The organism is Polaromonas sp. P1_E3, assembly GCF_056405935.1.
Genome location: NZ_JBFUBD010000122.1, coordinates 1 through 7,940 on the forward strand (window position 1 = coordinate 1; position 7,940 = coordinate 7,940).

Consider the following 7,940-nt stretch of genomic DNA (forward strand, 5'->3'; position numbering starts at 1 on the left):
CCACGTTGACAAACGCCTGCTCGCCGCTTCGCCCCTGCCCGGCCGCCCCCAGCAACCCGCCTCGCCCCAGCGTGGCCAATGACGTTGAACCCAAGCCCAGGCTATTTCCGCTGACGATCGCAACCATGTGATCTACCTAATGGTGAACCGCCGGCACAGGCCCCTGCCCCCCCTCCTCCAACCCTTTGGAGAACTGCTCAACGGTATTTCATCAATACATCCTCCCCTTCTCCACTTTGTTTAGGAAAACCCTCAATCACCAGACCAACAGGCCTTGCCATTTGCGGCGCAAGGCTTGATTTACTGGGATAGTGCAATGGCTGACGAGGTAGCCATGACAAGTGACAGCGGAGAACAAACGAATGCGATGGTCCGCAGAAAAAGCAAACAAATTCCGAACTGCGCGGATATATTAGTGAGCGCTTCGCCGATGGGGCCGGAGCCTCTCGACTCTGTCTCGCACGACTTCGCGCGCCAGGCAGCCAATTACCCTCTTCGGAGACATCTACGTGCCTATTGACATCCGCATCACCCGCCCGCCGGTCGGAAATCTCCGGGACGACGCCAATGAGTGGATCACAGCACTCCCGCAATGACTCGCACAGGTACGTACAACAGCATCCTGAACCCCAGAATGCCGGCGGCCGTCGAAGCCTGCCTGACCGATTGGGATCGCCTGGCGCCCATGCTGGCGGGCGCGAGTTGCATACGTAGCAAGGGCCGCAAAGCCATGCTGGTGGTTCGCCACGCGGGCGAGATTGTCGAGATAGAGGCGCCGGCGGTCCTGCTGGAGCATGTTTTCGCTTTATGCGACGGCACCCGCACTGCCAACCAGGCCGTCAGCAGCATCGCCGATGCACAGGCCCGTGCAAAGTTTTCCGAATTCCTGGCTTTTCTGCTCAGCGAAGGCGCATTGATCGATGCCAGCCTGGCGAGTGCTCATGCGGCGCGTTATGCGTTCCAGCTCAGCCCTTTGGGTATCAGAGCATCTCCCGCGCTCACTAACGGCATCGCGGGCCGGTTCTTGTGGAATACCGAGCAAGCGCCCAGTGTCTTGCCCGAGGCCGCCGTCACGGTGGAAAGTGCACCGCTTGACAGATTTCTATCCTCCCGCGTAACCAGCAATACCTTTGACGATCGAACGGTATCCGCTTCTGCGCTGCACCAGCTGCTGTGGTCGCTTGCCGGGGTTGTGCACATCAAACATCCTCGCACAGGCTATTTGCCTCATCGGGCCCTTGCTTCAGCGGGAGGGATGCACCTGCTGGAAATTTACCTGGCACTGCAGCGCCAGGTCGATGGCTATGCGCCGGGGGTGTACCGGCTTCACTACCCGCAGGAGCGCATGATCTACCTGCAGAAGATCGACGAAACTGCGGCGCAACTACCGCGCGCCTTCCTCAAGCCGTGGGAATTAACCTATGCCACAGGCGCTATTTTTATAGCGGCCGATCCCGCTATCGGCGCGATGCGCTATCGCAGCCGTTCGCTGCAATACCTTTTTATGGAAGCAGGAGCCGCGCTGCACAACGGAGCCTTGAGCGCCGATGCACTGGGCCTGGGCTACGCGACGATCGGCGGTTACCAGGAGCAGCCCATCGCCCTCATGTGCGGCTTGCACCGCCAGTTGCTGCTGGGCACGGCGATGTTTGGCGCCAAACCCTCACCCGAACAAATCGAGGCAGCTTCCCGCGCTGCGAAAATTGATTTTTCCTGGGCGGATGCCGAATCTTCCAGTCCTCACCGTGGTGTACACCTGGCCCGGGCACGGACAGGTGCGGTTGGGCCGCACGCCTGGGGTAGCCACACCGATTCGATGCAGGCGGCCCGCCAGGCCATTCAAAACGCCCTCGCGCACGCAGGTCATGAACAAGCGTACAAAATTGTCCAGGGCCGTATCAGCGAGATCGGGAACGCGCAGAACCCTGAGCAATTCGTGCGCTATGCGGACGTACAGTACAAACTCCCCAATTTCCCCTACCTGCCGTTTTCGCAGTCGCAGGTCTACCCTTGGGTTGAAGGGGTAGACCTCTGCACCGGGAAATCAGTTCATGTCCTGGGAGAGCTGGTTTTCTCCCGCGCTGGTCTGACAGCCTTGGGGCACTGTCCGCAAAAATGCTACACGCAGGCCAACTTTTCCGGTTGCTGCAGCGGCACTTCACAAGAAGAAGCAACGGTGCGGGCTTTGCATGCCGCCATCGAACAAGACTCACTGATGAGGCACTGGCTGGCCCAAAAACCAGGCATTGTCCACCCGCCAGCGCAATGGCCGAGGGAGTTGGCTCAGCGCCTCGATGGGCTTGCAAGCGAAGGATGCATCATCACGGTCCAGCAACTCTCCACAGCGTACGCCCAGGTCGCGATGGTCTCTGCTCAGCACGAGGAAAGGCATTTCACGGCTACCGCAAGCGCGGCAGGCTCCTGCTTTACCGACGCCGTCAACAGCGCGATCGATAAACTGGAAGCGAGGATTCATGCATGGATGCGAGGGTACCGTCCCCCTATCAAACTTGCAGAACAGGTCGAAACGGCCGAACACCATTTTGGGCTGTATGGACTCAAACGCCATTTCAGGCGCGCCGACAGAATGTTGTTCCCGTCCGGTGAGGTGACCGGCACCCCCTGGCCGACAGCGGAGGTGAATTACTCGCTAGACTTGCTGCTTGGGCGTTTTTCCGGGCAAGGCCTGCGCCCTGTCGCCATTGATATCACCCCCCGGCACTCCCTTGTCGATCAGGGCCGAACACAGCTTACGGTCACGAAGGCCCTGGTGCCCGGCCTGCTTCCTGTTTCATTCGGTCACCAGCGGGAACCTCTGGGAATGGTTCCACGCAGTCACCCCGGCGCAAAATTCCCTCACCCGTTCAGCGAATTTCGAATCTGAAATGATGCCCACCATGACACAAATACCTTCCGCGCGTTCGCAGGCACAGGCTCTGCTCCAACAGGGCATTGCAGCCGGCAGAAACCAGGTGCAAGCACTTGAATTTTTTCATGAGTGCGCGGCTGTCGACCCCACCTGGGGCATCCCGCTGTTTTTGATCGGGTCCCACCACGCGGCTCACGGAGAGCTGGAACAGGCCGAGCTGGCACTTTCCAATGCTGTCCTTCTTTCGCCAGAATTCCCCATGGCAAGGTACCAGCTTGGAACATTGCAATTCAGCTCCGGCAGGGCTGCCGCGGCATTGGTGAGCTGGCAACCTTTACTCGACCTCCCCGAAAGCGATCCCCTGCCGTATTTCGTTCGCGGCTACGCGGCGCTCGCCCAAGACGACTTCGAAGGCGCCGTCAAACACTACGAAGACGGTTTGACAAGGAACACCGAAAATGAAGCTCTCTCTGGCGACATACGCAAAATCATCGCCCGAATAGCCGAATTGAAAGCATCGATCCCGGACCTTGTTCCACCAGTCGCCACAGACGGGCCCGAAGAAAACCATGTGCTGCTTTCAAACTACCAGCGCCATAACCACCCGAATTGAGATGGCTAACCCCATCTGGATTTAACCAAGCCCCATGCCCACAATTGATCCCTCTTCCCGCCTAGGCGCGTTTCTTCGCCCCAATGCCACCGATCCGAAAAGGCCGGCGCCGCTTGATGCTCCTTCGCAGGGAAAAACCGCCGAACTCCAGCGGGAACAAGCAGGGAACATCAAACCGTTTCTCGACTCGCTGGCGCTGCTTGAGCCCAAACTTAAACAACAACTTCTGCAACGGATACGCGCACTTTCCAGAGATGACTCACGGCAACCACGCAAGGTATTCCAGCTGTTCATGGAATCCGTCCTGATGCAGGAATTCGTCGGCAACGCAGTGCAGGACGTGGACTGGAAGCGGCTGGCGGACCCGGTCCTGGACCAGATGGAATCCGACCCCGAGCTAGCAGCAGCGATCAAGGATGCAGCTCGCTATCTGGTCGATGCAGCGGCAGCCTTACCCCAGACCTGAAGGCGATACGGCACGCTATACAGGTGTATGTCTGACAAGACGCCGGTGGACTAGCCTTGGCTGGGAATCGAGGCAACAAAATCGCGGAAACAGCGGCGCACTTTGAGGCAGATCCACACAATCGGATCTTTGACGTTCCACCGTCGATGTCTTCGAGAGTATTTCTTTTATGCCAGCCCGAATTCAGTGACTCGAGGCCGCGCCTATCGCGGGCCATGTCAACACCTTGGCCTGCGCAGGGGCGGTCGGTACCAGCTGATGTACGACTTTTCCCTCGAACACCTTCTCGCGCAAATCCTTGAGAACCTCTTGTGCACCACCAAACGGCGTAACCACATCGATCAACCAGATCTGATCACCCGAGTTCCAGTCCGTCAAGATCAGCTGATGAGGAGTACCCTTGTAGCGATGCGCCACAGCATCGCTAAGCCGCGCCCATGATGCAAATGCCACAGGCACGTCATCTTTCACATAAAGCTTGGCCTGATCGAGGATAACCGGCGGCAGAACACGCCACTCCAACTCGCTGAGCAGGGTGTGACGGCTAGCGGTTTGCTGCATCATGAGCCAGGCCACAGGGCCTAATAGCGGTATTTTTCCAAGCACCTTATGCGCCTGCTTTCTGGCGAGCTGGGCTATCTCAGCCAACGCTTCAGGTGCTATGGGGGCTTCAGTCATGGTTCTGTCTCCAGTAAATCATTGATAACTCGTAAATCCKTTTCACCCAATGTTGCGTTGGATGCCTTCAAGCGCAGCCCCTGTATCAAGGTTTCTGCACGCGCCTTGTGCCAGTCACGTTGAGCCCTTGTATGCCCCAAGAACTCAGTCACATCAAGTTACCCTCCCCGTGCGTATTCCGGAAATCACAGAGCATTGATCCGGGAATTCCTGACCAGCTAGCTTGTAAGGACCAGTACTAGTTGGCGAAAATCAACCAAGGCGTCTGATAGCAATCAATCGTTAATGAACGACTGCCACCGACACAAAGCAGTCTTCGATCAACCCAGATTCATTACCAGATAGCGGACATTCAGATTTGGCCCGCCAGGCGGGGTACGATGGATATCTGAATAAGAGGGAGCGCGGCATGTACCAACTGCTAATGACCGGCTACATGGGCTGGACCGGAACCCGTGGCACGATGAATCGCACACGTGTGTTTGAACACACGGCCGACGATCTGAAGGAACGATTCAAGCCGGGCGGCGTGACGGGCACACTTGACGTTGCCGGCGTGCGTGGCATCCCGGCGCTGTTCGCTGGTGAAACCTACAGGGACCAACCACAGTTCGTGCGCTTGGGGTCGATCACGAACGTGACTACCGTCGGCAATGACTACCAAGTCGAGTACGTCTACGACGCGGATGTGCCGCCAATCACGCAAGCTCGCCTGATTCAACTTGCGTCTGAACTCGCCATCGAGGAATGGGAGTTCAGCCGCAACCACTGGGCTATCAAGGACGTGGACCTGTACCGCGTGCTTCTGAAGAGCGGCATCAAGCCACCACCGCGCGAACCGACCGTGTTTCAACTGGCCCCACCGCCGATTGACGAGAACCTCGTCTCCGTGATGATGCCCTTCGCCGCCAACTTCGCGAATGTCTACACCGCTATACAGGGCGTCGCTGCCGAGCTTGGCATGACCTGCCAGCGTGCCGACGACATCTGGRTTCACACGCATATCATCCAGGACGTCGTCTCGCTGATCAGCAAGGGCAAGGTGGTTATCTGCGATTTGAGCGGCAGGAATCCCAACGTCTTCTACGAAGCTGGCATCGCGCACGCAATCGGTGCGGAGGTCATACTAATCAGTCAGCACCAGACTGATGTGCCATTCGACCTCCAGCACATCCGCTACATCAACTACCTGCCCAATACGGAAGGGATCGCTGCGCTAGCAACCAATGTGAAGCGCCGCCTGCAAACGGTGACTGGACGTTCGTGAGCTGGCCGCTCCGGCCGGAGAGCAGCTATCGAGACAGAGAGGGACTCCACAGGTTTGATCTCTGCGCCCCGAAGCAGTCATCCACAATGCCTCCGAGAAGTACTACCCGAGAACCCTGCTTTCACTATTGCTAGCAAGCTCGTTGAAAGAGGTATCCATACCAAACGCACTGGTGAATATTCCCCATTTCCTGAATCGTTCGACTCGGACACTCAGGTATCGAAGTATGCTTCGCGCACACGCATGCCGACGACATATCAAGTCCGACGTTAAACACCACACAACCACCCATGGCCAACGACGAGCTCCTCTCTACGGCTCTCGCCAGAACGAGCGAGTCAGACGACGTTGACTTCAAGTCGTCTTTCGATCCAGGAGCCTTGCGCGACTGGCTCGAAGTCATTAAGGACATCGCCGCCTTCGCGAATTCGGGAGGCGGTCACATCCTCGTCGGCCTTAGTGACGATGGCTCACCTTCCGGTGCGGATGTGTCCGCACTCTTGGCGGTCGATCCTGCCGATATCGGAAATCGCATTCATAAGTACACGGGGCAACACTTTTCTGGCGTCGAACTCCTTGAATGCGAGAAGTCCGGAGCGGAGGTCTGCGCGATTCGTGTTTTAGGGGTCCGTGTACCAATCATTTTTACAAGAGTCGGCGAGTTTGAACTGCCCGACGCAAAGAAGAAGACCGCCTTCGCGCTTGGCACTGTTTACTTCCGCCATGGCGCCAAGAGTGAGCCAGGCACTTCAGATGATCTCCGAACTTTTTTGGAGCGGGAACTTGAGTTCACCCGCAAGTCGTGGCTCGACGGCATCGCAAAGGTTGTCGAAGCTCCTACGGGATCCAGATTTGCTGTCCTGCCACCCGAGGGCGCACCTACGGGCCCTTCGGGGTCACTTCCGATGCAACTGACCGCAGACCCCGGAGCACCAGCCTACTATGCAGTACCACTCGACAAGACTCACCCGTACCGTCAGAAGGAGGTGGTACGGGAAGTGAACGCGAAACTAGCAGGCAAGAAGGTCATCAACAGCCACGACGTGATCTGCATTCGCCGTGTGTACTCTGTCCAGAAAGATATCAACTTCTGCTATACGCAGAATTTTGCGTCACCTCGATATTCGCAACAGTTTGTAGATTGGATTACCGACCAGTACAACGCAAAGGTGTCTTTCTTCGACGAGGCACGATTGAAATTTGACGAACTGAAAGCAGCAAGTGGTGCCTGAGCTCGGCATCGCAAAATTTTTGGATATGAACGGTGAGACGGAGAAGACCCGTCTGGGTCAGAGCATCAAGAGCGTCAAGGCCGCCAGCAGCAGCAAATCTGCGTAAGCTTGTGGAAGCGCTTCCATATGATGCAACCGTCGCACACTAGTGTTGCGCTCTTCGGCAGCGCGCTCAATGACGCCGCCGATCGTCCACATCCATTCGCGCTGCGTCGCGATCGAAGTCAGCGGCAATGCGGCCCAATAGGCCTGAGGTGGCCGGCCAGCGTATCGAGAGTGAGCTTTGCCAAAGTCGGTACTGCTGAGCGAGCTGGCGCTCCTGTTCGCCGCCGTCGCCGATAGAACGCATGGTGACACCGCGATCTGTAATTCGGCCGGCGACGAACGCATTCTTCAACTCTTCGTGTGCATCCAGTCGCTCTAAGACACCTCGGATGGACTCATGGGGCCAATTGCCGTCGACGTCCAGTGGACTGCTAGCCAGAGCCTTCCCGAGATGATCTAAGGCGATGGCTCGGTAACCCCGCTCAGATGCAATTCGGACAAATTCATCGGCGAACTCTTTCAGCGATTCAGCGCTGGGCATCTCGCCTGATGCAAGCTTTTTGAACGGATGCCAATCATTCAAAACATGCCAAGCATTTGAAGCCATGCGTTTTTGCTCTTCGGTCGGCGCTGGCAGGGATTCTTTGTCAAGGCCATCCGGGTGATAGATGAGCGACATCAGGTCGATCGCCGTCGATGGCTCTGAAATCAGCCGTCGATGAATAATGAGCTCATGTTGCGCCTGATGCTCCAACAGCCCGAAGTAGGCC

The 7,940-nt window shown here is 57.3% G+C and carries 7 protein-coding genes; 5 read left to right on the top strand and 2 right to left on the bottom strand.

Going from position 1 to position 7,940, the window contains the following annotated elements:
• The first annotated feature begins 592 nt into the window (after positions 1 to 592).
• The 3 genes from AC1D0Z_RS13225 to AC1D0Z_RS13235 are packed head-to-tail and all read left to right on the top strand — an operon-like array spanning position 593 to position 3,948.
• Positions 593 to 2,884: a YcaO-like family protein gene (locus tag AC1D0Z_RS13225; protein ID WP_477658688.1), complete on the top strand. Its 2,292-nt coding sequence runs from the start codon at positions 593 to 595 to the stop codon at positions 2,882 to 2,884.
• Between the two features lie 4 nt (positions 2,885 to 2,888).
• Positions 2,889 to 3,482 (top strand): tetratricopeptide repeat protein, encoded by a 594-nt coding sequence (locus AC1D0Z_RS13230; RefSeq protein ID WP_477658689.1) that lies wholly within the window; start codon positions 2,889 to 2,891, stop codon positions 3,480 to 3,482.
• 34 nt (positions 3,483 to 3,516) lie between these two features.
• Positions 3,517 to 3,948, top strand: coding sequence for a hypothetical protein (locus AC1D0Z_RS13235; RefSeq protein WP_477658690.1), 432 nt, complete (start codon positions 3,517 to 3,519; stop codon positions 3,946 to 3,948).
• A 183-nt stretch (positions 3,949 to 4,131) separates the two neighbouring features.
• Here AC1D0Z_RS13235 and AC1D0Z_RS13240 read toward each other — a convergent pair whose 3' ends face one another.
• The gene (locus tag AC1D0Z_RS13240; RefSeq protein ID WP_477658691.1) at positions 4,132 to 4,626 is read right to left on the bottom strand and encodes a toxin-activating lysine-acyltransferase; all 495 of its coding nucleotides are present in this window, start codon (positions 4,624 to 4,626) and stop codon (positions 4,132 to 4,134) included.
• Between the two features lie 409 nt (positions 4,627 to 5,035).
• Between AC1D0Z_RS13240 and AC1D0Z_RS13245 the strand changes: the two genes are divergently transcribed.
• Together AC1D0Z_RS13245 and AC1D0Z_RS13250 are read left to right on the top strand one after the other, a co-directional pair.
• Positions 5,036 to 5,893: a hypothetical protein gene (locus AC1D0Z_RS13245; RefSeq protein WP_477658692.1), complete on the top strand. Its 858-nt coding sequence runs from the start codon at positions 5,036 to 5,038 to the stop codon at positions 5,891 to 5,893.
• A 290-nt stretch (positions 5,894 to 6,183) separates the two neighbouring features.
• Complete coding sequence (locus tag AC1D0Z_RS13250) at positions 6,184 to 7,125, top strand: RNA-binding domain-containing protein (RefSeq protein ID WP_477658693.1); 942 nt, start codon at positions 6,184 to 6,186, stop codon at positions 7,123 to 7,125.
• Between the two features lie 172 nt (positions 7,126 to 7,297).
• On the opposite strand, the gene AC1D0Z_RS13255 is transcribed toward AC1D0Z_RS13250, so the two are convergent.
• Positions 7,298 to 7,940: hypothetical protein (locus AC1D0Z_RS13255; RefSeq protein WP_477658694.1), on the bottom strand; the 643-nt coding region annotated here is incomplete at its 5' end.